Below are 25,485 nucleotides of genomic sequence, written 5' to 3'. Positions count from 1 at the left end.
GTCTGAACGCGAATTCGACTGCGGGCGTCCAGCGTCGCCATCGATGAGCGTCCGCGCAGCAGCAGTCGAGGCCGATCGGCGTTCGTTCTGGTAGATGTTCCGCCGACCGGACCGAGCGATCTCAGTTCCCCGGCGCAGTGGCGGGTTGTTCGTTGCTCCTGCGGGCGTTCGCTCGGCCGCGCACCTGCTCCAGCACGATCAGGCCGACGCCGATCAGCAGGAAGACAACGGTGATGATCGCCGCCACGACCGACAGACGGGCCAGCCCCCAGCCCGCGAGCACCGCGGCGGCTATCGCGGCCGCCGCCGCTGCCAGCAGCAACCCGTACCCCGGCCAATTCCTGGTGTCGGCCATCGTCGCTCCCGGCTGCGGCGCGGGATCGCGCGCGATGTCCGGAGCGTCATCGAGCGGGGGGATCTCCCATGGCCCGTCGTCCGCTGTCACTGTGCTTCCTCCCGCCGCGATACCGGCCCGTCAACCGGTATCTCATGCGAACGGAATGCCCGGATCGGCTTCGCCGAAACGCGAGTGCGGGCGCACCAGCGGCTTCAGTTGTAGGACTTGGTGACTCCGTCGAGCAGATGCTCCAGGGTGTCGTAGGTCGGGGTCGCGACCACGTCGAGCAAGTCCGCGGCCACCGGTAGGTTGCGTTCGGCGGCGACCTTCGCGAACTGGGCGCCGTCGTTGGTGCGGAAGCCGTGCTCGGCGGCCAGCCGCTGCAACTCCCGGTCGGTGGACAGCAGGCGGCCCAGCTGGTCACCCGTCGTGCCGAAGGGCACCAGCGTGTGCCGGGACAACACCGTCGGGGAGGGATACAGCAGCGTCATCTCGGGGTCGACTTGCCCGCGCATGGTGGCCTCGACGTACTGCGCCTCGTAGATCCAAACCATCGGTGTGGGACCCATACCCGTGGCGAGGTAGTTGTTGAACGGTCCCTCGGTGGTGTTCTCGGTGTAGCCCTGGCCGACGAAAAGTCGTGACACCGCGGGCAGGACGGCTTGCTCGGCGGCCGGACCCTGCACGATCGTGTTGTTGTTCGCGACGTAGCTCGCCGCGGCCAGATACATCGCGGCGGAGTTGGAGCTGCGCGGGTCGGTGGTCGAGATCAGGATGTTTTTGCGCACGGGGTATGCGGTGTTGCCGGGAAGTTCGTCCCAGCGTGTGCCGCTGCGCACCAGATCGAGGTAGCGGCGCAGGTCGAGCGTCGGCACCGGCCCAGGGCGCAGCGCTCCTGCCTTGGCGAGCAGATCGGTGATCGGCGTGAACGTCGCGATGGCCATCGGCGAGGAGAACGGCGTGTACTTCGCGGTCACGTTGCGCTGCCGCTGAATTCGCTCGGCCGCCTGCTCACTGGACGGGAAAGCGAAGTCGAATCTCGCGAGATCGACGGACGTGGCGATCTGGCGCGATCCCGCGGACTCGACCTCGACGCGCACTCCGTTGCGCGCCAGCGCGTCGATTACCTTCGAGTCCTGGAAGAACGGCATCTTCTCCGATCCCACCACACCGCGGACCACCGTGAGCGGCGCGGCGGGAGCGGGAGCGGCAGCGGCAGCGGGTGCCTCGGCAGCGGGTTGCCGCACAGCCAGAACTACGGCAATCACCGTCAAGATGACGACGGCCCCCACGGCGTACGGCGCGAATCGCTTCTTCGACGACCACAACTCACGCAAGTCCGGCATCTTCCTCGGCGCGGTCGCGGCGGGCTCGGTGGAATCGTCCAACGCGACCGTCGCGGGCTGAACTTCCGCTTCGGGCGACTTCTCCAGCTCGCGCCGGACCAACCGCTCGACCAAGATCGGCACGAATTGGCGCACCGGGCGGCCCTCGAACTTCTGTCGGGCCGCGCCCACGGTGCTCTCGATATGCTCCGGAGGGTAAGTCTCGGTGTAGTTTTCGACCAGCCGCTCCGTCATCTGACGAATCGCCTGTTCCTCACGGACGGTATCGACAACCACCACAGTCTCCTCGGCGTCGGGGGTAACGCGGCAGCGTCTCCGGCCTGCACCGCGCCGGCCAACACTAGCCCCAACTTTCGGCCGCCGACATCCGCGAGAACTTCCCGCTGGTGAACGATTCCGGCTGTGCCGGTGCGTATCTCACACCCCGGGCGAACTCTCGTCCGCCCAGCTCAGCGGCCCGCCAACGGTCCGGATGACGGCAGATGCGGTGCCACAGGAGCGACACTTCCAGCCCGGAACCCGCCATGGAGAATTCAATGGGCTATCCCCGAGCCGCCACCACACGTTGTACTCCTGTTTCCCGCCGCCGAGCGGCCCCGAGTGACGGTGTGCGCCCACGTCTCGCTGGACGCGACCTCGGTTCCGCAGCGCCCCGATCGGCAACCGCGGGCGGCGCGAACGTACTCCCGGGTAGCACGGAAATGAAGTTGACGATATCGTCAGCACATCGCCTCGGAAGGAGTCTCATGTCCCGCCTCGCCGTAGTCACCGGTGCGTCGTCCGGAATAGGAAAGGCTACGGCCGCCACGCTGGCCGGGAAAGGCTATCGGGTGATCGGAACCAGCCGGAATCCCGGCGCCATCGGTGCCGACGCCGTTGTGCCCGGCGTCGAGTACCGGGCGCTCGACCTCACCGATCCGGCTTCGATCGAGACGTTCGCGGCCGGTCTCGGCCCGGTGGACGCGCTGGTCAACAATGCGGGCGAAAGCCAAGCGGGTCCGCTGTCCGAACTGCCCACCGATGCCGTGGAGCGACTGTTCCAGCTGAACGTGCTCGGTCCGGTCGCTTTGACCAGAGCGGTGCTGCCCGGCATGCGGGAACGCGGGTACGGACGCGTCGTGATGGTGGGGTCGATGCTCGCCAGCTTCCCGATGCCCTATCGCTCCTCCTACGTCGCCACCAAGGCGGCACTGCGCGGCTTCGCGGTCGCCGCTCGCTTCGAGGAATCCCCCTTCGGCGTCTGGATAACCGCCGTCGAACCCGGTCAGATCGATACCGGCCTGCGCGAACGACGCACCAAATACCTCGCCGAAGGCTCCCCGCACACCGCCGATTTCACAACGTTCATGGCGGAACTCGATGAGAAGCAGGCGAAAGGCATCACCCCGGAAAAGGTCGCAACCACGATCGTCGGAGCGATCGAAGCCGACCGACCCCAACCTCTCTACGCGGTAGGCAGCAACGCGCCGGCCCTTTTCGCCCTCCGCCGCCTTCTCCCCCGCACGGTCATGGAGCGCGTCATCGCCCGAGCACACGGCCTTTCCCGCTGAGGCCGCGTAGGCACTTCCTCCCGCGTCGCGGGCTTACTCTGGTGCACACCGTTTGAAATGCATGGCTCTCTACGCCGAGATCGAGAAGCTGGACGAAGACGATCAGCAGGTTCGGTACCTCTACCGAGACATACACGGAGTCGAACAGACCCTGCTGTTGAACAAAGCCCGACAGACCATTGCGCGCGAGAACGCTCCCGATGACATGCTGTACCGAGCCGTAGCCGGAAAAATCGCTTCGGCATGGCTGGACACCGGCGCGGCACCCGATCGCCTGATCGTGCAGTCGTAGTCGGCCGCAGGCCCTCGTGTCGCCGCCGGACCGCCAGGCTTCGGTGCCCCCAGTCGGACTCGAACCGACACTGGGCGGATTTTAAGTCCGCTGCCTCTGCCAATTGGGCTATGGGGGCGTCCGGGACAGCGTACCGAGTCGTACGGCTGTACCGGAATTCCGACAGTTCGTCGGGGTGGCGGGGCGTCGGCCGTTGCCGGGTGCCGGGCGGGCGGTCGGGTGACCGGCGCCGGAGGCGGTTGTTTCTCGCCCGGGGTTGGCAGGCGTCCCAGAGAACTAGATCGGTAGCGGCGAGCTGGTGTTAGCGTCCGCGGGCCAACTCGGCGTGGCGAATATCGGCGCGGCGCCTCAGCGCTTGGGCGGCAGCGGGATTCGGGCGAGATCGGTGGCGATGTGGATCTCGCCGGAGAAGTACTTTGCCGCTTCCGCCCAGTGCTCGTCGAGGTCGCGGTAACGCTGGGAGAAGTGGGTGAGTACCAGGGTGCGGACTCCCGCGTCGGCGGCCGCCCGCGCTGCCTGTCCCGCGGTGAGATGGCCGTATTCGATGGCCAGGTGCTCGTCGGCGTCCAGGAAGGTGGCTTCGATGACGAGCATGTCGACGTCGGCGGCGAGTTCCTCGACGCCGGGACACAAGCGGGTGTCCATCACGAAGGAGAAGCTCTGGCCGGGCCGTGGCTCGCTGATCTCGTCCAGGCTGACGGTGCGACCGCGGAATTCGACAGTGCCGCGCTGTTGCAGTTCGGAGATGATCGGGCCACGCATCCCCAAGGCACGCAACCGATCCGGCAGGATTCGCCGGCCGGGCGGCTCGCTGAGCCGATAGCCGAAGGTGTCCACCGGGTGGGAGAGCGGGACCGCCGTCACCGTGAACGGCGCGCCGGGTAGGTCGACGGGGCCGGGCCCGGTGACCGGGCGCGGACGCAACTCGGCGCGGTGATAGTAGGACGTCGCGTTGACCAGGCGGTCGTAGTAGGCGGCGCCCGACGCCGGGAAGCAGACGTCGACCGGATGCGGTACCCGGTCGAGGTTGATCCGCTGCACCACTCCCGCCAGCCCGAGGCTGTGGTCGCCGTGGAAATGGGTGATGGCGATCCGGGTGAGCCCGGTGACGGTGACACCGGCATAGGTCATCTGCCGCTGCGTACCCTCACCGGGATCGAACAGGATCGCCTCGTCGTCCCACCGGAGCAGGTACCCGTTGTGGTTTCGCTGTTTCGTCGGCACCTGACTCGCGGTTCCGAGAACAACCAACTCACGCTGCGACACCGCGTCAGGCTATCCGCCGACAGGCGAGAAGCCGAACAGGGCGTGCGCGACTAAGTGGCCGGGGTCTTGCGGAGCAGGGAGTTGCGCCGGGAGTAGGCGAAGTAGACGACGAAGCCGATCGCCATCCACACCAGGAACCGCAGCCAGGTCTCCACGGACAGATTCAGCATCAGCCACAGGCACGACACCACCGCGAGCACGGGAACCAACGGCACCAGCGGAACCCGGAAGCCGCGCGGCAGGTCGGGGCGGGTGCGCCGAAGGATGAGCACGCCCACCGAAACCAGCACGAACGCGAACAGCGTGCCGATGTTGACCATCTCCTCCAACGTGCCGAAGTCCACGAACCCGGCCAGCACCGCGCAGGCCACGCCGACGATCACGGTGACGCGGACCGGCGTGCCGTTCTTGCCGGTGTGCGCGAGCTTGCGCGGCATCAGCCCGTCGCGCGCCATCGCGAACAGCACCCGGGTCTGCCCCAGGTACATCACCATGACCACCGTGGTGAGCCCGGCGAGGGCGCCGATCGAGATGATGTTCTTCGCCCAGGTCACTCCGTGGATGCCGAACGCCGTCGCCAGCGTCGCGTCGCCACCGGACAGCTCGGTGTAGGGCACCATGCCGGTGAGCACGAGCGAGACCGCGACGTAGAGGACCGTGACGATCAGCAGCGAGCCGAGGATGCCGCGGGGCACCGCCTTCTGCGGGTTACGGGTCTCCTCGGCCGTCGTGGCGACCACGTCGAAGCCGATGAACGCGAAGAACACCAGGCTGGCCGCGGCGAGCAGGCCGTACCAGCCGAAGTCGGTGTGCCCGGCGCCGGTCAGATAGGAGAACAGCGACTGCCGCAAGCCCTCGCCTTCTTCACCGGGCTGCGACGGCGGGATGTACGGCGAGAGGTTCGATGACTTGAAGTAGGTGAGGCCGACGACCAGCACCAACGCGATCACGCCCAGCTTGATGGCGACCGCCACGGCCGATACCCGCGAGGACACTTTGGTGCCGGTCGCGAGCAGCACACCGAGCACGGTGATCAGCAGGACCGCGCCCCAGTCGAAACTCACCGAGCCGATGTGCACGATCGGGGACGTGGTGCCGAGCACCTCGCCGAGATACTGCGACCAGCCCTTGGCCACCACCGCCGCGGCGAGCGCGAACTCCAGGATCAAGTCCCAGCCGATGATCCAGGCGACGAGTTCGCCGAAGGTGGCGTAGGAGTAGGTGTAGGCACTACCCGCGACCGGCACGGTGGAGGCGAACTCGGCGTAGCAGAGCGCGGTCAACCCGCAGGCGATGGCGGCGAACACGAAGGCGAGCGAGACCGACGGTCCCGCGACGTTGCCCGCGGTGCGTGCGGTGAGGGTGAAGATGCCCGCGCCGACCACGACAGCGACGCCGAAGACGGTGAGATCCCAGGCGGTCAGGTCCTTGCGTAGTTTCGAGTCGGGTTCGTCGGTGTCGCGGATCGACTGTTCGACGGACTTGGTGCGGAAAAGATCGCCCCACCGAGGCGAGACGTCACCCGCCGGTTCGGCTTGTGGCCCGGGGTTGGTCGTCACGCGTACTCCTTCATTCGTGCTGCTGTGCGTTTGTTCTGTACCCATACGGCGGGTCAATGCACGCCGGCCATGAACTTGCTGATCCATGGTGCGATGGCGGCGACGATCAGCCCCGCGCACACCACGACCGTCCCGGTGATGCCGAAGTAGGCGAACTCATGGCCCTGGTCATAGAACCGGGCCAAGCTACCCGACATCGACGTTCCGATACCAACCGAGAAAAAGTACAGTGCCATCATCTGAGCCCGGAAAGCTTCCGGTGCGAGTTGGGTGGTCACCGCAAGCCCGATGGGCGACAGCAGCAGTTCGGAGATCGCGAACACCGCCATGATCGCCAGCACGAGCAGGGCGGGCACGGCGCGTCCCGTGGTGCCGGACATGGGAACGAACAGCCAGAACGCCACTCCCATACCAATCACGCCGAGCGCGAATTTCCGGGGAGTGCTCGGGGCGCGCCGCACCAGTCTCGTCCACAGCAGCGCGAACAACGGCGACAGCAGCAGCACCCAGACCGGCTGGATCGATCCGATCCAGCTCGAAGGCGCGGTCCAGCCCAGGATCGTCCAGTTCATCCGCTCGTCGGAGTAGACCGCCAGCACGGTGAAGATCTGCTTGAACAGCGACCAGAACACCGCGTTGGCCAGGAACAGCGGGAGGAACGCCCGCACCCGGCCGCGCTCGGACGGCGTGACCTCGGCGCTGGTGAGCAGCAGTGTGAAGTACCCGGCCGACGCGACGACCAAGACGCCCGTCGTCACTTCGGGCAGATTGTCCAGCGTCACGACGCCGGTCATCCACACCACCGCGATCAGCACCGCGGCGGCGGCCAGCGCGGCGCTGATCGGCACGGCGGCTCCGGGCGCGAGCGGGTGGGGCGCCCTGCGGCCGTGCGTGCCGAGATTGCGGCGGAACATCGCGTACTGGGCGAGGCCGAACGCCATGCCGATCGCGGCCGCACCGAAGCCGTAGTGGAAACCCAGGCGGGTCTGCAACAGGCCGGTGAGCAATGGCCCGGTGAACGCGCCGAGATTGATGCCCAGGTAGAACAGCGTGAATCCACCGGCCGCGCGGGCGTCACCCTGCGGATAGAGGGTGCCCAGCAGCGAGGACGCGTTGGCCTTCAAGCCGCCGCTGCCGAGCGCGACCAGCGCCAGCCCCGCCCCGACGCCGGACAGGCCGGGCAGCACGGCCAGGGCGATGTGCCCGGCCATGACGACCACGCCGCCGTAGAAGAGGGTGCGTTCCATCCCGAGCAACCGATCGGCGATCCAGCCGCCCAGCACGGTGGACAGGTAGACCAGGCCGCCGTAGGCGCCGACGATGCCGACGGCGGTGTCCTTGGCCAAGTCCAGACCGCCGTCGGTGGCCGAGTAGTACAGGTAGTACCCGAGGATGGTGACCATCCCGTAGAACGAGAACCGCTCCCAGAGTTCGACGCCGAACAGGTTGGCCAGCCCGATCGGGTGGCCGAACACGGTCGGTGTCCGCACTGATTCTCGCGAGGTCGTCGCTTCGATCATGCGACGAAGATCGCACCTCGGCCGGTGCGGAGGAGGATTCGTGTGTTCTGTTCAGGCGAGAGGAGAAACCCGGGCGCGCCGAAGGGTTTGCCCACCGCCGCATCGGGCAACCCGCAAGCGCAAGGCAAACCCGCCCCGGCCCGCACCCAGAAAGCGCTGAGCTGATGGTTCACGTGGAAATCACCGTGCCGACGACCCCGGAACAGGTTTTCGCCGTCCTGTCCGACGGCTGGCTGTTCTGTGCCTGGGTGGTCGGCGCCACGCACATCCGAGACGTCGACGACGAATGGCCCGCCGCCGGTTCCGAGCTCCGCTACAGCGTGGGAGTCTGGCCGTTCACCGCGGAGGACACCACGCAGGTCGTCTCGGTGGACCCGCCGCACATGCTCGAACTCGAGGCCAAGTTCTCGCCCCTCGGCTCGGCGTGGATCCGTCTGGAACTCGTCGAGACCGTGCCCGGCGAAACCGAGATCCGGATGTACGAGCACGCGAAACGGGGGCTCGGCACGTTGATGCCCAACGTGCTGCAAGAGGTCCTTCTGGTGCCGCGGAACAAGGAATCGCTTTCCCGGCTCGCCGATATAGCGGTCGGCAAGGCGCGCCGGGCCGCGCACACCGGCACGGCGGTTCGCGCCGCAGCCGAGACGCACGCCGAGATCAAGCTGGACGGAAACGCCCCCCGGAGCTGACCGGACGCGGCCCGGCCGGTCAGGCGATGGACAGGGCGATGCCGTCGAGGATGTCGTGCTCGCTGACGACCAGCTCGGAAATGCCCGCGCGCCGAGACAGTTCCTCGGCGAGCACTTCGGTGATGACCGCACCGCCGCCGATCACGTCGACCCGGCCCGGATGCATCGGGCCGAGCGCGGCGCGCTGATCGTGGTCCATGGCGATCAGGCGGTCGCAGACCTCGTGCACCTGATCCATGGTCAGCCGGGTGAGATGCACCCGCCCCGAGTCGTACTCGGGGAGATCGAGCGCTACCGCGGCCAGGGTGGTCATCGTGCCCGCCACGCCGACCCAGGTGTGCGCCCCCTCCACCGGGACGTGAGTGAACGCCTCGGTCAACCGTTCGGTGGCGAAGGCGCGCGCCGCCGCGATCTGATCGGCGGTCGGCGGGTTGCCCGCCAGGCACCGCTCGGTGATCCGGACGCAGCCGATGTCCGCGGAGAACGCGGCGCGCACACCGGCGCTGTCGCCGAACACCAGCTCGGTCGATCCGCCGCCGAGGTCCACCACGACGAAGGGACCCGCCGCTTCCGACAGTTCGCCGATCGCGCCGGCGAACGACAGCCGCGCCTCCTCGTCACCGGTGATCACCTCGGCTTCGGCGCCCGCGACCACGGCGCCGAGTTCGGCGCGGGCCATGGCGAAGAAGTCCTCCCGGTTGGCGGCGTCCCGGGTGGCGGACGTGGCCACCATCCGCACCCTGGAGACGCCCGCCTCGCGCATCAGCGCAGCGTAGTCGGCCAGCGCGGCGCGGGTGCGTTCGATCGCCTCCGGCGCGAGCGAGCCCGTGGCGTCGACCCCCTGACCGAGACGGACGATCCGCATCTCGCGATGCACGTCGGTCAGGCGGCCGTCGCCGAGCACGTCGGCGATCAGCAGTCGGATGGAGTTCGTGCCGCAATCCACGGCGGCAACCCGGTCACTCATCGCTGTGCTCCAGTCTCTCGGGGCCGTTCGGCGGGTACGCGGGCCAGTCGGCGGGGATCGCGGTGCCGCGCAGGCCGTGCTCGGCGGCCAGCGCCACGGCCTCGTCACCGAGCGGGTTCACTCCCGGCCCCTTGGCCAGTGCGTGGGCGATCAGGACATGCAGGCATTTGACCCGCTCGGGCATCCCGCCGCCGGTGAAATCCGTGCCGAGCGATTCGATCTCGTCCCGTTCGGCCAGATAGCTCTGGTGCGCGGCGCGATAGGCGGCGGCCAGCTCCGGGTCGGCGCCGAGCCGCTCGGTCATCTCACGCATCACACCGGCGGATTCCTGCCTGCTCGCTTCCGCGGTGAGCCGGGGATCGGTCAGGTAGTAGAGGGTGGGGAAGGGAGTGCCGTCCGGCAGCCGGGGCGCGGTCTTCACAACGGCCGGAATCCCGTCCGGGGTGCGGTAAGCGACGGCGAGCACGCCACGCGGCGCACGGCCCAACTGCTCGGCGATGATCGCGAGATCCTGGTCGTTCGGTGCGCTCACCTGGGTCCTTCCAGTCCTTCCGGTGCTTGTGATGGCGGAGCGGCGGCAGGCGAAGGCCCCGGCTCGGAGATGCTGCGCCACAATTCGGTGTACCAGGGATCGGGTTCCCTGGCTCTGGTGGGCGCGGGCGGCGGGGCGGGCGCCTCGATGCCGGGCACCTGCACGATGTACGGGGTCTCACCGGGCATTACCAAGCGAAGACGGTCCCGCGCCTCGGTGCGGATGTAGGCCGGATCCTGTTGCTGGGCCCGGCGATCCCGCAACCGGGCCAGATCCGCCTCCAGTTCCTCGCGCTGCTGCGCCAGCTGCGCGGCCTCCGCGCGCTGGGTGAAGTACGTGCGCATCGGCACGGCGAGGGTGAGCGCGAGCCCGCACACCACCATCGCGAGGATCACCGCCTTGCCGGTGGAGAGCCCGAGGAAAGTGTGGTCGTGCTGCTCGGCGGCCGAACGCGACGCGCTCCTGCGCCATTTCGGCTTCTGGGCGGTCTCCGATCTCCTGCGGCCGCGCTTGGCCGCGGAGTCGGCCGGACGTGATCTGGCGGCACGCGACGTGCGGCGGTCCCCGCGTCCGGCCGGACTGGTCCCACGCGCACGTCGCTCCGTCATCTCACGCCTCGGTCTCTACTTCGCGGCGCTCCCGGCGCCCTGCGTGGTCACGCAGGCTACCTCCGCGGGGCACGCCGCTCGCACCGTGGGTCAGCCTTCGAACGCGAAGCGGGGGAACGCCACGTCGCCGGCGTAACGCGCCGAGTCGCCGAGCGCGTCCTCGATGCGCAGCAGCTGGTTGTACTTGGCGACACGCTCGCTGCGAGCCGGGGCGCCGGTCTTGATCTGGCCGCTGCCGACCGCGACGGCCAAGTCGGCGATGGTGGTGTCCTCGGTCTCGCCGGACCGATGCGACATCATCGTCTTGTAGCCGTTGCGGTGCGCCAGCTCCACCGCGTCCAGGGTCTCGGTGAGCGTGCCGATCTGGTTCACCTTTACCAGCAGCGCGTTGGCCGCGCCCTTGGCGATGCCCTCTTCCAGGCGCTCCGGGTTGGTGACGAACAGGTCGTCGCCGACGAGCTGGATCTTGTCGCCGATCTGGTCGGTCAGGGTGACCCAGCCGTCCCAGTCGTCCTCCGACAGCGGGTCCTCGATGGACACCAGCGGGTAGGCGTTGATCAGCTCGCCGTAGAACTGCGCCATCTCCTCGGCCGAGCGCACGGCGCCCTCGAACTTGTAGCCGCTGCCCGAGGTGTAGAACTCGGTGGCCGCGACATCGAGCGCGAGCGCGACGTCGCTGCCCAGCTTCAGGCCGGTCTTGGCGATGGCCTCGCTGATCAGGTCGAGCGCGGCCTTGGTGCTCGCCACGTCGGGCGCGAAACCGCCCTCGTCACCGAGGCCGGTGGCCAGACTCTTGGCCTTCAGCACCGCCTTCAGCGCGTGGTAGACCTCCGCGCCCCAGCGCAGCGACTCCTTGAAGGTCGCCGCGCCGATCGGGGCGACCATGAATTCCTGGACGTCGACGCCGGTGTCGGCGTGCGCGCCGCCGTTGAGGATGTTCATCATCGGCACGGGCAGCACGTGGGCGTTCGGACCACCGAGGTAGCGGAACAGCTCCAGGCCCGAGGACTCGGCGGCGGCGCGGGCCACGGCCAGCGAAACGCCGAGCAGCGCGTTGGCGCCGAGGCGGGACTTGTCCTGGGTGCCGTCCAGGTCGAGCAGAACCTGATCGACGGTGCGCTGCTCCACGGCGTCCAAGCCGATCACGGCGGGCGCGATCTCGTCGAGCACGCCCTCGACCGCCTTGCGCACGCCCTTGCCGCCGTAGCGCTCGCCGCCATCGCGCAGTTCGACGGCCTCGTGCTCGCCGGTGGACGCGCCGGAGGGCACGGCCGCCCGGGTCAGGGTGCCGTCGTCGAGAGCGATCTCGACCTCGACGGTGGGGTTACCGCGGGAATCCAGGATCTCGCGAGCTCCGACCTGTTCGATGATGGCCACGAAAACGACACTCCTTCGGCTGCTGACACGGTAGGTCTCACGGGATGGGCCGTGCGCTGCGAGCCTATCGTCCCGGCCGCGCCGCGGGTAACCGGCACTCCGGGGACCGGCGGATCACACCCGGCGGCCGACGCTGTAGCTGGCGGCCCGGTCACGCACGGTCAGCAGGTAGCTGCGCGACTGGTTGTAGGTGAGCAACGCCCGCTGCCAGCCGTGCTCGGAGGTGAGGTCGCCGCCGCTCGCGCACAGGTACCGGGCCGCGGTGAGCGCGGCGTCGTCGATGTTCTGCGGATCGGCGACGCCGTCTCCGTTGGCGTCCACGCCCCAGCGCTTCCAGGTCTCCGGGATGAATTGCAGCGGACCGACGGCGCGGTCGTGCACCGGATCGCCGTCGAGCGCGCCGCCGTCGCTGTCGGCGATCCGCGCGACGCCCGGTGCGCCGTCCAGCGGGATGCCGATGATCGGCGGGCGGACCGAGCCGTCGTCGCCGACCTCCGAACCGCGATGGGTGCCGTGCTTGCTCTCCACGCTCGCGATGCCCGCGAGCGTGGTCCACGCGATGCCGCAGCCGGGACGGGCCCGGGTCATCACGGCGGCCGCGTAGCCGTAGGCCTCCAGCGCGATCGACGGGATACCCAGCCGATCGGCCTGTTCGTCGGACCAACCACGCAATTGGACGGCCGTGCGTCCGGGAGCGTCCAGGTCGATCACGGGCAGCGGGGTGCCCGGGCCGGGCGGAATGCCCTCCGGGATGGGGGTGCGGTCGATCCCGCAACCGGCGAGCCCGAGGATCACCACGACGGCGGCGCAGGCGCCGGTCTTTCGCAACACCCCTTCCATGATCCAGATGACGGCGAGTGCCCACGGCAAGCGGGTGATCGAGTCCACTGCGTGTCGGGTGCGCGCATGACTGTCCCCGCGGCGGCGGGGCCCGGGTCAGACCAGCAGCTCACTGGTCGCGTTGTGCGCGGGTGCGGCGAGAACGGTTCCGGTGTGGCCGGATTCGACGATGCGTCCGTGATCGAGGACGAGCAGCCTCGGGCAATATTCGGCGACCAACGCCATGTCGTGGGTGATGATCAGCAGGGCGGTGTCGTGCTCGGCCCGGATCCGGTCCAGAAGTGCCATGATCGCTGCCGCGGTGGCGTGATCGAGGGCCGAGGTGATCTCGTCGCACAGGAGCACGGCGGGGTCGGCGGCCAACGCTCGGGCCAGCGCCACCCGTTGGCGTTGGCCGCCGGACAGCTCGTGCGGGTAGCGGGCGGCCAGGTCGGCGGACAGCTCCACCGCGGCGAGGAGCTCGGTGATCCGCCGCGCGAGATCGCGGCGCGGGACGCGGCCGATTCGCCGTAGCGGGCGGCCCAGCGTTTGCGCGACCGTGCGGCGCGGGTTGAGCGCGGATCTGGGGTTCTGGGTGACCAGCTGAATGCCGCCCGCGCCGTAGCGGATACGCCGTCCCCGCCCGACCGTGACCGGCTCGCCGCGCAGGGTGAGCGACCCGCTCGCGCGATCGTGCAGACCCGCGATGACGCGCGCCAGCGTGGTCTTGCCCGCGCCCGACGCGCCCACCACCGCGAGCGCCGAACCCGCGCCGAGCGCGAGGTCGATATCGGCAAGCACCTGATGGCCGTCGATGGACGCGGTGATTCCCCGTGCGCGCAGGACATCTCGATCGTCCGTCGCGGTAGCAGGTGAACGCTCGCGGCCGTTCGGCTCGTCGCGAACCGCCGCGGACGCACGCGGCCCTGATTCGGCATCGGAAACCGCTGCGGAGACGGCGGTTCGTGACGCCGAGCCCGGACCGATCGGCGATGACGCCGGGCGACCGTCCCCGAGTTCGACGACGTCGTCGGCGATCGAGTGCACGAGGGCGGTGTCGTGCCCGGACAGCAGGATCGCCGTAGACCGCTCCCGAGCCAGTGCGGCGAGTTGTCCGGCGATGTCGGTGCGCAGGGCGCCGTGCAGCCCGGCGAGCGGCTCGTCGAGCACCAGCACGCCGGTCCGGCGGATCAGCGCCCTGGCGAGGGCGACGCGGCGCTGCTGACCGCCGGAGAGTTCCCCGGGGCGGCGGTGCAGGTAGTCCGGCGACAGGCCGACCAGCGCCAGCGTATCGGTGAGGGTGGACTTGGACGCGTCCGGAGCCACTTCGCGCAACAGGGCGCGCACGCGCAGCAGTGGGTTCAGCGCCGATCCCGGATCCTGTCCCACGTAGGCGATGTGCCTGCGCCGGAAACGACGCAGCGCGTCGCGATTCAGCGCGAACACGTCGTGCCCGGCGACCGACGCCGAACCGGTCGTCCGCGCCGCGGTGGAAGGCAGTTGGCCGAGCAGTGCGCGCATCACCGTGGTCTTGCCGGACCCGGACGGACCGGTGAGCGCGGTGACCGTGCCCGCCGGTATCCGGAAGGTCGCGGGACCGGCCAGTTCCCGCCCGTCCGCGGCGAGCACGGTCAGGTTCTCGACCGCGACGAGGTCGTGCACCGGAATGTCGTCGTTCATTCCCGCACCCCTCGTCCGAACGCCGTCACCGCCAGGTTCACACTCACCGCGACGATCGCGATCGCAAGACTCGGGGCCAGCACGGCCCAGGGATTGAGCAGCATGCCGGAGGCGTTCTCGCGCACCATGACCGCCCAGTTGCTCGCACCGAGCGTGGTGGGCAGTTGCAGGAAGGACGCCGTGCTCACGAGGTAGACCGCGGCCACGAAACGCAGCCCGAGCTGGGTGGTCAGGACTTCGCGCATGTTCGGGATCACCTCCCGGAAGACCAGATGCCGCAGCGGCTCGCCAGCGGCCAGCGCGCTCTCCACGAACCCGGACGCCGCGACCCCCGCGGCCGCCGCCGCGAAGATCCGTGCGCAGTACGGCACGCCGAACAGCAGCGCCACCACGATGAGTCCGACGCTGCCCGCGTCCGGCCAGGAAGTCAGTACCAGCAGGATGCCCAGCACCGCCGGGATCAGGATGAACAAGTCGGTGCCCAGCTCGATCATCGCGCCGATGCGCGGACGCAGGGCGGCGACCGCGCCGAGCACACACGACAGACCGGTGACCGCCACCGCGATGACAGCCGACAGCAACAGCAATCCCCAACCGCCGTAGAGCACTTGGCTGAGCACATCCCGGCCGAGCCGGTCGGTGCCGAGCACCGCGCCGTCGCCGGGATCACCGAACGGTATGCCGACCGCCTCCTGCGCGGCGTGCGGTGCCAGTGTCGGCCCGAGCACCGACAGCATGGTGACCACCAGCGCGGGCGCGACGGTCAGCAGGCCCAGCCCGCGCTTCGCCCGCCGACGCTCTGCGCCTGTCGCCCTTGTTCTGCGCACCGCCCTGGAAACGGTCATCGCCGCCCCCGCAACGACCAGGTACGGATGCCGTCGGCGGCGGCCAGCATGACCATGATCACCACTCCGGACAGCGCGACCACCGCGGCGACCACCGAGGTGTCGCGGTCGGCCACCGAACCGGCCAGGACCGCACCGAGACCGGGGTAGTTGAAGATGGTCTCCACCACCAGGGCGCCGCCGAGCACCATCCCCACCGTGGTGGCGAAGCTGGCGACGATCGTCGGCAACGCGAAGGGCAGCACGTGCCGAGTGAGTACGACCCGCGTCGAAAGTCCGTCCAGCACCGCGCTTTCCACGTGCGGCGCGAGCGCCGCGTCGGAAAGGGCGGCGCGCACCACCCTGGTGTTCCACCCGATCTGCGGCAACGCGAGCGCGAGCACCGGCAGCACCAGCATTTGCGGCCCGGCCGGGAATCCGGACCGGTCGGTGATGGTGACGGCGGGCAGCCAGCCGAGCGCCAGCGCGAAGATCAGGATCAGCACCGTCGAGATCACGAACTCCGGGACCGCCACCGCCGTGGTCGTCGCCGGCTGCAATACGCGTGCCGCCGCACTGCCCGGGCGGGTCGCCCACCACGCGCCCAGCGCGAGGGAGGCGAGCACGGTCAGCGCCAGGGCGAGTCCGCCGAGCAGCAGCGTCGGCGGGAACTTGTCGACGAGCAGGTCGTTGACCGACCGCCCGCGCGCGGTACGCCCGAAATCACCGGTCGCCACACCCGATATCCAGTCCCGGAACCGCATCGCCAGCGGGCGGTCCAGGCCGAGTTCGTGTTCTTTGGCCGCGATCTGCTCCGGCGTGGCCTCCCGGCCGAGGACGGCACGGGCGGTATTCCCCGGCAGCAGATCCACCGCCACGAAGACGCACGCCAGCAGCGTCACCAGCAGGATGACGCGCCGCAAGAGGAGTCGCGCGAAGGAGATCACTCGGCCAGCCAAGCCCTTTCCAACTGAACCCGGGCGAACCCGCCGAGGGTGGGCAGTTCGCGCACCCGGGAGGAGGCGATATCGATGCCGTCGGCCATACCCCAGACCAGGTAGCCGCCACGCTCGTACTGGATGCGCTGCACTTCCTGGGCGGCCTGCTGGTACTCCGAATCGCTGCGCGCGGCGGAAGCCTTGGCGGTGGCGGCGTCGAAAGCCGCGTCCTTGAAGGCCGTTTCGTTGCGGTTGGAGCCGCTGGAGAGCAGATTGCTGGCGAAGAAGAGCGTGGAGTCGTTGGTGCCCCAGGAGACCGTGTACAGCGGCGCCTTCAGCCAGGTCTGGTCGTAGAAGGCGTTGGGCTCCTGGGTGACCACCTCGAGCCGGACGCCGATGTCGGCGAGCTGGGTGGCGATGACCTTCGCCGACTCGACCTCGCCGGGGGCCTCCGCCTTGGTGACGAGCGGATAGCTGCGGCCGGTGTCGAAATTCGCTTCGCGCAGCAGCGCCTTCGCGCGGTCCACGTCGCGGGTGCGCTGGGCGATGGAGGTGTCGTAGAGCGGGTCGCCGGTGCCGAGGATGTCGTTGGCCACCGACCCGTAGCCCGAATGCACCTGGTTCACCAGGGCTTTGCGGTCGACGCCCAGCCGCAGCGCGGTGCGTACCCGCGCGTCGGAGAACGGACCGTCGGAGGTTCGCATGGCCACGCCGAGCATCGTGTCGTTCGGGCGGCGAACGACCGTCAGGTCGCCGCGTCCCTCGGCGGTGCGTCCGGCGATGGCGCCGACGTTGGAGGCGAAGTCGATCTGCCCGCCGAGCACCGCGTTGCCCAGCGCGGTGACGCTTTCGAACATGGTGACCTCGATCGCGTCCAGCAGCGGCGGTGTGCCGTGCCACCGGTCGTTGCGCACCAGCCGGGCGTTGCCACCGTGGTAGGACTCCAACCGGAACGGTCCGCTGCCGATCGCCTCGGTGAAGTCCGTGGTGTCCTTCTTGACCGTGAAGGTCATCAACCGGACCAGTAGCGGCAGTTGGGTATTCGGCGCGGGCACCGTGAGGATCACCCGGTTCGGCCCGTCTGCGGTGATGTCCTCCACGGCCACCGGCATCTTCGAGGCGCCGCCGACCGTGCGCAGTCTGCGCAGCGACCACACGACGTCCTCGGACGTCACCGGAGACCCGTCGTGGAATGTCGCGTTCTCGGCCAGCGTGAAGCTCCACCGCCGCCGATCGGCGTCCGGCTCCCAGCGCGTGGCCAGGCGCGCAGCGACATTCGGGTTTCCGCCCGGCACGGTGAGGGCGTCGTAGACCAGCGAGGTGACCAGGAAGTCGCTGTCGTTGCTGAGGTTGGCGTGCGGATCGCGTTCGATGCGGGCCGCGGTGCCGAGCGCGCCGACGCGCAGCGTGCCGCCGCGCCGCGCGGGCCCGGAGGAGTTCGTGCCGTCGGAACATGCGGCTACCAGCAGTAGCGCCCCGACGCCGAGACCAGACCCCAGCAGTTGCCGTCGATTCAAAACCATTGCGCTGCCCTCTTCCTGAACCGAACCCACGGCGGTACCCGCACTCAGTGTATTGATCAGGACAGGCTAGCCTAATGGGTTGCGCGACTCGCCGGTAGCGGCACCAAAACGGCAGCACTGGGGCGTACCGCCCGCAAACTCATCGAAACAAGCCCCGGCGCACCCGTAGACGACCACCCGAGTCGCAACCCAAGTTATGCGATTCGGCTATTTTTTCGCCGACGCGCTTAGGTAAGCCTTGCTTCACTCCATGGGAAGGGCTACCTTCGCATACTAATCGTTCACCCTGCTTTTCGAACCGATGCGAAGAAGGGACCTCCGGTGGAAAGCGTTCTCTCCGAACGTAAGACGCTTCACCAACAAGATCTCGAACGACGCCAGTTTTCCGCTGAGGCGGGCCGGGCGGTGCGCGAACTCGCCAGAGAGATCTCCGCCACACTCGACCTCGCCCTCACCGATCCGGCCGCCGCCGCGCGCACGCTCGCAGACCCGGCGCTGATCGAACGGATCGATGCCGGCGCCGCGCAGCTCCCGGCCGAGCTGCGTCACGCCGTGCGGCCGCCCGCCACAGCGGCGGGAGCCGCCATCGTCGGCCGTCTTCCGCTGTCGGACAACGAACTCGGGCCGACGCCGCCGAGCTGGCGCGAGGCGGCGCGCTGGAGCGGTGATCCGGCGCTGCGCGCACACTCGTTCGAACTCGACCTGGTCATGCTGCTGCTCGCGCGCAGCGCGGGCGAGCCGTTCGGCTGGCAGGGACAGCAGGACGGGCGGTTGGTCAACAACATCGTCCCCGCGGCCGGTCACGAGCACGAACAGTCCGGCGCCAGCAGCAGAGTACTGCTGAGCCCGCACACCGAGGACGCCTTCCATCCGCGGCGCGCGCACCTGCTGATGCTCGGCTGCCTGCGCAATCCGGACCTGGTCGGCACCACCGTCTCGTCGGTGCGCCGGATCGAACTGTCCACCGAGCAGCGTGCCGTGCTCAGCACGCCCACGCTGCCGATCCTGCCGGACGTCTCCTACGGTGACGGCCACGAAATGTATTGCGCAGCGCCGATTCCGACGCTGTGGAGCGCGGGCGGACCCGACCAGCAGACGCTGCGTTACGACCCCGCGTACACCCCGCTCGCGGAAGCCGATCCCGAATTCCGCGCTGCCTACGAGCAGCTCACCGCGGAACTCGAACGCGTCTGCGTGACCGCCGCGCTCGAGCCCGGCGAGCTGTTGCTGGTGGACAACGACGTGGCCGTGCACGGCCGGGTGCCGTTCACCGCACGGTACGACGGCACCGACCGGTGGCTCAAGCGAGTGAACATCCGGCTTCCGGAACGACGGCGGCGGACCGGGGAAGCGGATGAGAATGGCTACGGGCAACAAATCGTAGCCCCGTTCCGAGCGGCGCTCACTTCGCCGGTCGAGAGCGGCACTGATGAGCGGGATGCGGTACGACATGATCGAGGACCCTTTGAGCACGCGTGACCGAAGCACACCCCTGCGGGTGTTGAGCCGCAGCGACCTCGCCGACGTGCCGATCACGCCGGCCGCGGTGGTGCGCGCGGTGGAAGAGGCGTATCTGGCGTTCGCCGCCGGTGATTCGGACAACCCGCGCAAGCTCAGCGTCGCGAACCCGGACGGCTGGTCGGTCGCCTACGCCATGCTCGGCCGCGACGGCCGCAGGCGCGTGGTCGCGATGAAGACCTCCTACAAGTTCGACCCCGGCCACGATCGCAGCACGAAGCGGTACTACACGACCATCACGCTCTACGACGACAGCACCGGCGCGCCGATCGCGATGATGGACTGCGCGCGTGTCGGCGCGCTGCGCACGCCCGCGGTGTCGGCCCTGCTGGTGCGCGAGACCATCCGGCGCGGCGCGGAGAGCGTGCTGCTGATCGGCACCGGAACCCAGGGCCGCAACGCCCTTCCGCATCTGCTCGCCGCGAATCCGCAGCTGCGCAAACTGATGGTCTACGGGACGCACCCCGAGGGGCTGGCGGCCGTGCACCGCGGGCTCGCCGAGCACCATCCGCACGCGCTGCTCGAGACCGTGACCGATCCCCGCGCGGCGGCGGCGACCGCCGATGTCGTGCTGGCCACCGCGGGTCCCGCCACCGAGGTCGCGCTCGAATCCGAGGATCTGGCACCGGGTTCGGTGGCCGTGCTGGTCGGTTACGGACTCGCGCCGTCCACGCTGAGCGATGCCGACCGGGTGATCGCGACCAGCGCCGAGCAGATGGCGCTGACCGGCACCGACATGGCGGGCCCCGACGGCACGCTGCGTCCGGTCGACGCCGAACTGCCGCAGATCCTGAGTCGTCGGGCGGTCGCGCGGCGCTCGGACGACGAGCGAGTCTTCGTCTACAACAGCGGCCTGGTGCTGACCGACATCGCGGTGGCCCACGCGCTGGCCGAGCGGGCGATCGCGGAAGGCCGGGGCACGGAGGTGCCGCTGTGGGACTAGCGCACGGAGGTGCACGGTGGGCCTAGAACACACGGGTACCGTCGTGGAACCGGGATCGGATGCGGCCGCGCACGATTCGATCAGCGCGGCGCCGATGCCCGCGCATCTCGATCCGTGGGAGCGCCGACTGCTCGCCGATCCGGATCTGCTCGGTGACCTGGCTTTCGCGATGGGCGGCCCGTTCCATGTGATGTATCCGGCGCGGGTGGCACACAACATCCAGGCGTTCCATGCAGCTTTCACGCACGCCGGGGTGCACGGCGCGATCTACTACGGAAAGAAGGCGAACAAGGCCGCGTGCATCGCACGGGCGTGCGCGGAACACGGCGCGGGCGTGGACGTCGCCAGCGTCGGCGAACTGACCGCCGCGCTGGCCCAGGGCGTCCGCGGTGACGAGCTCATGGTGACCGGACCGGCCAAGGCCGACGATTTGCTCTGGCTGGCCGCCCGGCACGGTTCGCTGATCGCCGTGGACGATCCCGCCGAGCTCGACCGGCTCGCCGCACTGGCCTCCTCCGCGGCGCCCGCGCGCGTGCTGATCCGAGTGCTGCCCGCGGCCTCGGCCAGCCGGTTCGGCATGACATCCGGCGAAATCGACGACGCGCTGGCGGTGTGCGGCAGCCGCGACTCGATCCGGCTGGAGGGCTTCAGTTTCCACCTGTCCGGCTACGACGCGGTGGCGCGCGCGGAACTGGCGGGCGAGCTGATCGCCCGCTGCCTGCACGCCCGCACACTCGGGCATCCGGCCACCACCGTGTCGATCGGCGGAGGTTTCGGCGTCGACTACGTTCCGGCCGAGGCCGCGCTGGAGTTCGCCGAACGGGTGGGCAGGCAGTGGTTCCACTCCGGGAAGTCCTTCGACTCGTACTACCCGTACCACTTTCCGGTACCCGGTGCGGCCATGCTCGCGCAGATCCTCGCGCACGAAGATCTCGCCGGACGGCTGCGCGACAACGCCCTGCGCCTGGCGATCGAACCGGGACGCGCGCTGCTGGCGCACGCGGGCTGCACCGTCTTCCGCGTGCAGGGCAGCAAGACCAGGCACGCGCACGGCCGGCCCTACCGGCTGCTCACCGTCGACGGCACCAGTCTCAGTCTCTCGGAGCAGTGGTTCGACAGCGAGTACCTGCCCGATCCGGTGCTGTGGCCCGCGCGGCCGGGCGCCGTGACGCCGACCAGCGTCGGCGCCGCCACCTGTCTGGACTCCGACATGCTCAGCTGGCGCCGGGTGCCGCTACCCCGCCCCGCCGAGATCGGCGATCTGCTGATCTACCCGAATACCGCCGGCTACCAGATGGATTCGAACGAATCCGCCTTTCACGAACTCCCCATCCCACCGAAAGTCGTGCTGCACGACGCACCCGGCGAGCGTTTCCGCTGGACCCGCGACGGTAGCTGACTCGACATCCCCCGATACGAACCAGGAGAGATCAATGCCGCTCGTCACGCGCGTGACGGATCTGATCGGCCGCACGCCGCTGTTCGAGCTCGCGGCCACCGCGACGGGCACCCGCTTACTGCTCAAGCTCGAGCAGTTCAACCCGACCGGTGCGGCCAAGATCAGGATGGCGCGCGAGATGGTGCTCGACGCCGAGCGCCGCGGTTTGCTGCGCAGTGGCGGACATATCATCGAATCCACGTCCGGAAACACCGGGCTCGGCCTCGCGGTAGTTGCCGCCGAACGTGGGTATCGCTTCACCGCGGTAGTCGACCATCACGCATGTAAGGACAAACTGCGCGCGATGCGGGCAATGGGTGCGGAACTGGTGTATGTCGCCGACGAGGGCGACGACAACCTGGCCACCTCGGCACGGGAGGACCTTGCCGAGGCGATGGCGGCCGAGCGTGACGACGCGTTCTTCACCGAGCAGCACAACAACGACGCCAACGCCGTGGGCTACTACGCGGTGGCCGAGGAGTTGCTCGAAGACGTCGAGAGGGTGGACATCCTGCTGTCGGCGGTGGGTACCGGCGGTTCGCTGTTCGGCACCGCGACCCGGCTGCGCCAGCTGGGCTGCACACCCCACGTGATCGGCGTCGAGCCGGTCGGTTCCATCGCCTTCGGCGGGCCGGGCGGCCCGTACTGGCAGTCGGGCACCGGTACCCCGCCGGGCGCGACCATCGGCACCGCCGTCGACTATTCACTACTCGACGAGGGCGTGAAGGTCTCCGACGTGGCGGCGTTCGCGACCGTCCGCGCGGTGGCGGCCGAACTTGGCCTGATGATCGGCGGGTCGGCGGGCGGCTCGGTGCACGCCGCGCTCACCCGGCTCGAGGAGTTCCCGCCCGGCTCCACCGTGGTCACCATCGTGTGCGACGGCGGGGAGAAGTACCTGGACACGGTGTTCGACGACGAGTGGATGAACGAGCGCGACCTGCTCGACGCCGATGCCGAACGCTCGGTCGCGGACATGCTGCGGCGCTACACGCCCGCCGCGCGCCAGACTCTGGTGGAGGCGCGGTGAACTCCGATCGGTCGTACGGCGCGACGCCGCGCCCGCGCGGGACGCTCCCGTCGGTTGCGAAGGAGGACCGGTGATCATTTCGAGCTTCCGTGGCGACGGCGGGCGGCTCACCGCGCTCGCCACGCCGATCGCGCTCACCCAGCTGGCGCAGATCGCGGTGTCCACCACCAACATCGCGCTGATGGGCACGCTCGGTGTCCGGCAGGTGGCCGCGGGCGGGCTGGCGATCGTGCTGTTCAACCAGATCCGCACCATGTGCGTCGGGTTGATCACCGGCAGCGGCAACCAGATCGCCACCGCGGTGAGCTCCGCGGGCAAACGCGGCACGTCACCGGATCCGGAGATCCGTGACCTGCTGCGGTCGAGTTTCGCGATCGCCACGGTCGCCGGCCTCCTCGGCGGCGCGGCGCTGATCGGGCTCGGCTGGGTGCTGCCGTGGCTCGGACAGGACCCCGGAGTGCTCGCCGACGCCCGTCCGCTGATGGTGGCCCTCGCGCCGGGCCTGCTGCCGTGCCTGTGGTTCCAGGTCCTGCGCCAGTACACCGTCGGCATGCAGCGTCCGCAGGCTCTGTTGCTGGTGACGCTCGGCTCGGTGGCGCTGAACCTGCTGCTGGCGCTCGGCTTCATCCACGGCAAGGCGGGGCTGCCCGAACTCGGGCTCACGGGCATCGGCGTCGCGACCTCGCTGGTGTTCCTGATCACCTTCGGCGTGTTCTGGGCAATGGTCTGGCGCGACGAGGAACTCGGCCGCACGCTGCCGATGACTCCGCTGCCGGTGCGCCTGGCGACGGTGCGCGCCGAGTTGAAGCTGGGTACGCCGATCGCCTTGACCTACGGCTCCGAGGCGGGCATGTTCTCGGTGCTCGCCCTGGTCATGGGCAGCATCGGACCAGCAGCGCTGGCCGCGCACAACGTCGTCTACCAGATCATCTACATCGTCTTCCAGGTGGCGATCGGCCTGTCGCACGGTGCCTCGATCCTGGTCAGCCACGCGGTCGCCCGCGACGAGCACGCGCACGCCCGCGCGCTGGCCTGGCTCGCCCTGCGACACGCCGCGGTGATCGCGGCGGTGACCGGCGCGGTGTACGTGGTCGCCCCCGATGTGGTGCTGCGCCCCTTCCTGGATTCCTCGGACGCCGACACCGTACGGATCGCGCACACCTTGCTGCTGATCGGCATCGTGCTGCAATTCTTCGACGCCGCCCAGAACATCGGCACCGGCCTGCTGCGCGGCCTCAAGGCGACCAACGCGGGCTTCCGGCTCTCGTTGATCGGCTACTGGGGCGTCGGCCTGCCCGTCGCCCTGCTGCTGGCCTACCCGGCCGGCCTCGGCGCCGCGGGCGTCTGGTGGGGGCTCACCGCGGGTCTGGCCACCACCGCGATCCTCATGCTGCGCCGCTACTTCGCATTGCTGGGCGAGCTGGACCGCGACCGGCCGCGGCTGCTCCCGGAAACCCTCACCACACCGACCTGATCCGGTGCCGGCGTCCTCCAACCCCACCGTTGGTCGGGTAGGAGGACGCTGGCGATCGCCGAAGCCGACTTCCCGAGGGCGCGCCTCGCGTAGCGTTGAAGGGTCGTTCGGTCGGGCTGTCACAGCGCGCGTTCGCGGCCCGGGATCGGGAGGTGCCAGGTGCTGAGCGTGTTCTCCTCGCCGGGACATTACGTGCAGGGCCGGGATGCCACCGCCGCGCTCGGCGCGGAGATGACCCGGCTCGGGATCGGCGGTCCGGTGCTGATCGTGGCCGGGTCCAGCGCTTTCCGGCTGCTCGCCGACACCTGGGAGCGCTCGCTGACGGACGCGAAGATCGCCTATTCGGTCCAGTTGTCCGGCGGTGAATGCAGCAGGGCGGAGATCGCGCGGATCGCGCACGCCGTCGCGGAGTCCGGCAGCACTGTCGTCCTCGGCGCGGGCGGCGGCAAGGTGCTCGACGCGGCGCGCGCGGTCGCCGACGACCTCGATCTGCCGATGATCAGTTGCCCGAGCGCCGCCTCGAGCGACGCGCCGTGCAGCGCGCTGTCGGTGATCTACACCGAGGCGGGCGAGTTCGAGGCGTATCAGCTGGCCCGGCGGAATCCGGCGCTGGTGCTGGTGGACACCTCGGTGGTCGCCCAGGCTCCGGCCCGCTTGCTGATCGCGGGGATGGGTGACGCCCTGGCCACCTGGTTCGAGGCGCGCACGTGCGGCGCCGCGCAGGTGCGCAACATGCGCGGCGGCGCTTCCACGCGCAGCGCCACCGCATTGGCCGAACTCTGCTACCGCACCCTGCTCGCCGACGGCGCCCACGCGCTGAACGCCGTCCGCAACCGCGTCGTCACGCCCGCGCTCGAGCGCGTCGTCGAGGCCAACACGCTGCTGTCCGGGCTCGGTTTCGAGTCCTCAGGGTTGGCCGCCGCGCACGCCGTGCACAACGGTCTCACCGCCGCCGCGCAGACCCACCCGTTCCTGCACGGTGAGAAGGTCGCCTTCGGCACCGTCACCCAACTCGTGCTCGAGGGCGCGCCCGCGTCCGAGATCGGCACGGTGCTCGATTTCTGCGCGGAGGTCGGCCTGCCGACCACGCTCGCCGCACTCGGGCTGTCCGACGCCGACGACGAGACGCTGTCGGCCATCGCGCAGCGGGCGACCGCCCCGGGTGAAACGATCCACAACGAACCCTTCACCGTGGATGCCGCGATGGTGGCCGACGCCCTGCGCGCCGCCGACGCCCTCGGTCAGTGACCAATCCCAC

The 25,485-nt window shown here is 69.5% G+C and carries 23 protein-coding genes and 1 tRNA gene; 9 read left to right on the top strand and 15 right to left on the bottom strand.

Annotated features, from left to right (window positions below; all coding sequences use genetic code 11):
* Positions 1 to 121: 121 nt before the first annotated feature.
* Complete coding sequence (locus M8859_RS18790; RefSeq protein WP_159927674.1) at positions 122 to 445, bottom strand: hypothetical protein; 324 nt, start codon at positions 443 to 445, stop codon at positions 122 to 124.
* 104 nt (positions 446 to 549) lie between these two features.
* Positions 550 to 1,959, bottom strand: a complete 1,410-nt coding sequence (locus M8859_RS18785; protein ID WP_249644614.1) for a three-helix bundle dimerization domain-containing protein — start codon at positions 1,957 to 1,959, stop codon at positions 550 to 552.
* A gap of 470 nt (positions 1,960 to 2,429) precedes the next feature.
* On the opposite strand from M8859_RS18785, the gene M8859_RS18780 reads away from it, so the two are divergent.
* Both M8859_RS18780 and M8859_RS18775 read left to right on the top strand, forming a co-directional pair.
* A complete protein-coding gene (locus M8859_RS18780; RefSeq protein WP_159927676.1) occupies positions 2,430 to 3,233 on the top strand; it encodes an SDR family oxidoreductase in 804 nt (267 codons plus the stop codon).
* A gap of 61 nt (positions 3,234 to 3,294) precedes the next feature.
* On the top strand, positions 3,295 to 3,525 hold the full coding sequence (locus tag M8859_RS18775; RefSeq protein ID WP_159927677.1) for a hypothetical protein: 231 nt from the start codon (positions 3,295 to 3,297) through the stop codon (positions 3,523 to 3,525).
* A gap of 44 nt (positions 3,526 to 3,569) precedes the next feature.
* On the opposite strand, the gene M8859_RS18770 is transcribed toward M8859_RS18775, so the two are convergent.
* The 4 genes from M8859_RS18770 to M8859_RS18755 form a co-directional block, all read right to left on the bottom strand.
* Positions 3,570 to 3,643 (bottom strand) — tRNA-Leu (locus M8859_RS18770).
* A 230-nt stretch (positions 3,644 to 3,873) separates the two neighbouring features.
* Complete coding sequence (locus M8859_RS18765; protein ID WP_159927678.1) at positions 3,874 to 4,791, bottom strand: ribonuclease Z; 918 nt, start codon at positions 4,789 to 4,791, stop codon at positions 3,874 to 3,876.
* 50 nt (positions 4,792 to 4,841) lie between these two features.
* Entirely contained in the window at positions 4,842 to 6,257 is a 1,416-nt protein-coding gene (locus tag M8859_RS18760; RefSeq protein ID WP_195071000.1) for an amino acid permease, read from the bottom strand.
* Positions 6,258 to 6,403: 146 nt separating this feature from the next.
* Positions 6,404 to 7,870: a peptide MFS transporter gene (locus M8859_RS18755; RefSeq protein WP_249644613.1), complete on the bottom strand. Its 1,467-nt coding sequence runs from the start codon at positions 7,868 to 7,870 to the stop codon at positions 6,404 to 6,406.
* Positions 7,871 to 8,034: 164 nt separating this feature from the next.
* On the opposite strand from M8859_RS18755, the gene M8859_RS18750 reads away from it, so the two are divergent.
* Positions 8,035 to 8,559, top strand: a complete 525-nt coding sequence (locus M8859_RS18750; RefSeq protein ID WP_195139760.1) for an SRPBCC family protein — start codon at positions 8,035 to 8,037, stop codon at positions 8,557 to 8,559.
* Between the two features lie 19 nt (positions 8,560 to 8,578).
* On the opposite strand, the gene M8859_RS18745 is transcribed toward M8859_RS18750, so the two are convergent.
* The 9 genes from M8859_RS18745 to M8859_RS18705 all read right to left on the bottom strand — a co-directional run bounded on the left by M8859_RS18745 (position 8,579) and on the right by M8859_RS18705 (position 17,827).
* A complete protein-coding gene (locus M8859_RS18745) occupies positions 8,579 to 9,526 on the bottom strand; it encodes a Ppx/GppA phosphatase family protein (RefSeq protein ID WP_249644612.1) in 948 nt (315 codons plus the stop codon).
* Entirely contained in the window at positions 9,519 to 10,058 is a 540-nt protein-coding gene (locus M8859_RS18740; RefSeq protein WP_223520741.1) for a DUF501 domain-containing protein, read from the bottom strand. The genes M8859_RS18745 and M8859_RS18740 overlap by 8 nt, the downstream gene beginning before the upstream one ends.
* The gene (locus M8859_RS18735) at positions 10,055 to 10,666 is read right to left on the bottom strand and encodes an FtsB family cell division protein (RefSeq protein WP_159929155.1); all 612 of its coding nucleotides are present in this window, start codon (positions 10,664 to 10,666) and stop codon (positions 10,055 to 10,057) included. Before M8859_RS18735 ends, M8859_RS18740 begins: the two co-directional genes overlap by 4 nt.
* Positions 10,667 to 10,756: 90 nt before the next feature.
* Positions 10,757 to 12,043, bottom strand: coding sequence for a phosphopyruvate hydratase (eno, locus tag M8859_RS18730; RefSeq protein ID WP_159929157.1), 1,287 nt, complete (start codon positions 12,041 to 12,043; stop codon positions 10,757 to 10,759).
* 114 nt (positions 12,044 to 12,157) lie between these two features.
* On the bottom strand, positions 12,158 to 12,883 hold the full coding sequence (locus M8859_RS18725; protein WP_159929294.1) for a lytic transglycosylase domain-containing protein: 726 nt from the start codon (positions 12,881 to 12,883) through the stop codon (positions 12,158 to 12,160).
* A gap of 96 nt (positions 12,884 to 12,979) precedes the next feature.
* Positions 12,980 to 14,542, bottom strand: a complete 1,563-nt coding sequence (locus tag M8859_RS18720) for an ABC transporter ATP-binding protein (protein WP_249644611.1) — start codon at positions 14,540 to 14,542, stop codon at positions 12,980 to 12,982.
* On the bottom strand, positions 14,539 to 15,387 hold the full coding sequence (locus M8859_RS18715; RefSeq protein ID WP_159929161.1) for an ABC transporter permease: 849 nt from the start codon (positions 15,385 to 15,387) through the stop codon (positions 14,539 to 14,541). Before M8859_RS18715 ends, M8859_RS18720 begins: the two co-directional genes overlap by 4 nt.
* Positions 15,384 to 16,313, bottom strand: a complete 930-nt coding sequence (locus M8859_RS18710) for an ABC transporter permease (protein WP_249644610.1) — start codon at positions 16,311 to 16,313, stop codon at positions 15,384 to 15,386. The genes M8859_RS18715 and M8859_RS18710 overlap by 4 nt, the downstream gene beginning before the upstream one ends.
* Positions 16,310 to 17,827: an ABC transporter substrate-binding protein gene (locus M8859_RS18705; RefSeq protein ID WP_195070955.1), complete on the bottom strand. Its 1,518-nt coding sequence runs from the start codon at positions 17,825 to 17,827 to the stop codon at positions 16,310 to 16,312. The genes M8859_RS18710 and M8859_RS18705 overlap by 4 nt, the downstream gene beginning before the upstream one ends.
* Positions 17,828 to 18,148: 321 nt before the next feature.
* On the opposite strand from M8859_RS18705, the gene M8859_RS18700 reads away from it, so the two are divergent.
* The 6 genes from M8859_RS18700 (at position 18,149) to M8859_RS18675 (ending at position 25,475) form a co-directional block, all read left to right on the top strand.
* Positions 18,149 to 19,306, top strand: a complete 1,158-nt coding sequence (locus tag M8859_RS18700; RefSeq protein WP_249644609.1) for a TauD/TfdA family dioxygenase — start codon at positions 18,149 to 18,151, stop codon at positions 19,304 to 19,306.
* On the top strand, positions 19,278 to 20,288 hold the full coding sequence (locus tag M8859_RS18695) for an ornithine cyclodeaminase family protein (protein WP_201295355.1): 1,011 nt from the start codon (positions 19,278 to 19,280) through the stop codon (positions 20,286 to 20,288). Before M8859_RS18700 ends, M8859_RS18695 begins: the two co-directional genes overlap by 29 nt.
* A 16-nt stretch (positions 20,289 to 20,304) precedes the next feature.
* Positions 20,305 to 21,687: an alanine racemase gene (locus tag M8859_RS18690; RefSeq protein WP_308221210.1), complete on the top strand. Its 1,383-nt coding sequence runs from the start codon at positions 20,305 to 20,307 to the stop codon at positions 21,685 to 21,687.
* Positions 21,688 to 21,721: 34 nt separating this feature from the next.
* On the top strand, positions 21,722 to 22,753 hold the full coding sequence (locus tag M8859_RS18685; protein ID WP_249644608.1) for a PLP-dependent cysteine synthase family protein: 1,032 nt from the start codon (positions 21,722 to 21,724) through the stop codon (positions 22,751 to 22,753).
* Positions 22,754 to 22,823: 70 nt separating this feature from the next.
* Positions 22,824 to 24,227 carry an MATE family efflux transporter gene (locus M8859_RS18680; protein ID WP_159929167.1) on the top strand — a complete coding sequence of 468 codons (1,404 nt, stop codon included), beginning with the start codon at positions 22,824 to 22,826 and terminating at the stop codon, positions 24,225 to 24,227.
* Between the two features lie 159 nt (positions 24,228 to 24,386).
* The gene (locus M8859_RS18675) at positions 24,387 to 25,475 is read left to right on the top strand and encodes a glycerol dehydrogenase (RefSeq protein ID WP_159929169.1); all 1,089 of its coding nucleotides are present in this window, start codon (positions 24,387 to 24,389) and stop codon (positions 25,473 to 25,475) included.
* Positions 25,476 to 25,485: the final 10 nt, after the last annotated feature.

The organism is Nocardia sputi, from assembly GCF_023501985.1.
This window is presented reverse-complemented; position numbering and strand designations above follow the sequence as displayed.

Coding starts and splice junctions, on each gene's coding strand:
- M8859_RS18750 (WP_195139760.1), top strand. CDS start 8,035: ATGGTTCACGTGGAAATCACCGTGCCGACGACCCCGGAACAGGTTTTC.
- M8859_RS18775 (WP_159927677.1), top strand. CDS start 3,295: ATGGCTCTCTACGCCGAGATCGAGAAGCTGGACGAAGACGATCAGCAG.
- M8859_RS18735 (WP_159929155.1), bottom strand. CDS start 10,666: ATGACGGAGCGACGTGCGCGTGGGACCAGTCCGGCCGGACGCGGGGAC.
- M8859_RS18725 (WP_159929294.1), bottom strand. CDS start 12,883: ATGGAAGGGGTGTTGCGAAAGACCGGCGCCTGCGCCGCCGTCGTGGTG.
- M8859_RS18755 (WP_249644613.1), bottom strand. CDS start 7,870: ATGATCGAAGCGACGACCTCGCGAGAATCAGTGCGGACACCGACCGTG.
- M8859_RS18705 (WP_195070955.1), bottom strand. CDS start 17,827: ATGGTTTTGAATCGACGGCAACTGCTGGGGTCTGGTCTCGGCGTCGGG.
- M8859_RS18720 (WP_249644611.1), bottom strand. CDS start 14,542: ATGAACGACGACATTCCGGTGCACGACCTCGTCGCGGTCGAGAACCTG.
- M8859_RS18685 (WP_249644608.1), top strand. CDS start 21,722: ATGCCGCTCGTCACGCGCGTGACGGATCTGATCGGCCGCACGCCGCTG.
- M8859_RS18745 (WP_249644612.1), bottom strand. CDS start 9,526: ATGAGTGACCGGGTTGCCGCCGTGGATTGCGGCACGAACTCCATCCGA.
- M8859_RS18695 (WP_201295355.1), top strand. CDS start 19,278: ATGATCGAGGACCCTTTGAGCACGCGTGACCGAAGCACACCCCTGCGG.
- M8859_RS18780 (WP_159927676.1), top strand. CDS start 2,430: ATGTCCCGCCTCGCCGTAGTCACCGGTGCGTCGTCCGGAATAGGAAAG.
- M8859_RS18715 (WP_159929161.1), bottom strand. CDS start 15,387: ATGACCGTTTCCAGGGCGGTGCGCAGAACAAGGGCGACAGGCGCAGAG.